The following is a 1,382-nucleotide window of genomic DNA, read 5'->3' on the forward strand; positions in this document are numbered from 1 at the left end:
AATTGGGGTCAATTGCTCTGTTAGGCTTTGCCCAAACGTTGGCAGTGGCGTACTGCTTGCGGCGGCGGTTGCCGCACCAGTTGCTGAGCCCGTTGTTGTCATATTCGTCATATCCAAACCTCTAGATCACCATACCGCGCATCATGGTTGGTCGCTTTCGTCTTTTACCCTGCACGCCTTGCAACTGATGCTGTTGCTGCCTGCGGCGCTGAACTTCTTCGATGAGTTCTTGCTCTGCGTGTTGCATTAACTTCGGCGAGGCGTTTAAACCGCCAAGCAGAACTTCTCCTGCTACGGGGCCAACACCGAGTCCTTCTAATAGCTCACTAAAAATGTCATTTCTTTCATCCGCATTTCGAATGGCTAACTCTGCATTTTCAATAGCTTGGGTAAAGGGTTGCTTCATATTGATTCCTATCTTAAAGCGTGTCTTCTCATTGGCGCTGTCAGTAACAGTCGAGAGTTTTTACATTTTTCTCTTTTTCAGTGGGCGATAGTCTGCAAGCCGCAAAAAATACCAGTCGGCTTGTTGATCGTGGCTAGCGCCACAGGCGCGTAAGTAGAATTGAGCCAAGCGTTGGCTACTCATGTTGCTACCACGCAACACATCAACGTTACCGCGGATAACCCAATCAGAAGGAAAAAGAGGGATGGCGTGCTCAGCCAAAAGAAATAGGCAAGAAAAGGGGTTACTCAACCCCAAATTCGGACTCACACGTTTGAGGAGTACAATAATGATCTCCCCTTGTTCGACACGAAATACCAGCTCCATGCCATCAACTTCAATGCGATAACCAAGTTGAATCGCACTTTTTTGCCAAAAGTACGGCGTCACTTCGATCCCCGTTTGTTCAAACGATTGTACAAGTGCTGCGTTCATTACATCCCTACCCGTCCAAGTGGCTGAATGTTGATCTGCTGAGTGAGTTCTTGAAAAGACAGAACGGGCAAATCGTAATATTCGGATTCAATCAGCTTTCGAACATAACGACGTACATCCATTGAAACCACCAGAACAGGCTTGTTCGGCATACGGCTTAAATCGCCTACGGTCTGTTTTACATCGCTAACAAATTGCTGCGTAACCGAAGGGTCAAGCGCTAAGTAGCTGCCCGCCGAGGTTTGTCGAATACCGCTGCGAATCGTGTCTTCAAGGCTCTGGTCCAGAAGGTACGCCGGCAACATGTTCTGACCGCTCGCATACTTGTAACAGATGTAACGCTTTAAGCTTGAACGAATGTATTCCGTCAACTGAACAACATCTTTTTCCTTTTGTCCCCACTCGACCATGGCCTCTAAAATGACGCGAAGGTTACGAATCGAAATGTCCTCAGACACCAAACGTTGCAAAATCTCCGTCATTTTTTGTAGCGGGACGATGC

At 47.7% G+C, this 1,382-nt stretch carries 3 protein-coding genes; all 3 read right to left on the reverse strand.

From position 1 onward, the window contains the following. Nucleotides 1–121: 121 nt before the first annotated feature. The gene (gene vcrG / locus R8N46_RS24755) at nucleotides 122–406 is read right to left on the reverse strand and encodes an LcrG family type III secretion system chaperone VcrG (RefSeq protein ID WP_005464408.1); all 285 of its coding nucleotides are present in this window, start codon (nucleotides 404–406) and stop codon (nucleotides 122–124) included. Nucleotides 407–466: 60 nt separating this feature from the next. Further along, nucleotides 467–880, reverse strand: coding sequence for an LcrR family type III secretion system chaperone VcrR (vcrR, locus tag R8N46_RS24760; RefSeq protein ID WP_024703743.1), 414 nt, complete (start codon nucleotides 878–880; stop codon nucleotides 467–469). Then, nucleotides 880–1,382: FHIPEP family type III secretion protein (locus tag R8N46_RS24765; protein WP_318189717.1), on the reverse strand; the 503-nt coding region annotated here is incomplete at its 5' end. The genes R8N46_RS24765 and vcrR, both read right to left, overlap by 1 nt.

The organism is Vibrio sp. 1874 (genome assembly GCF_033344395.1).
Classification (GTDB): Bacteria; Pseudomonadota; Gammaproteobacteria; order Enterobacterales; family Vibrionaceae; genus Vibrio; species Vibrio alginolyticus.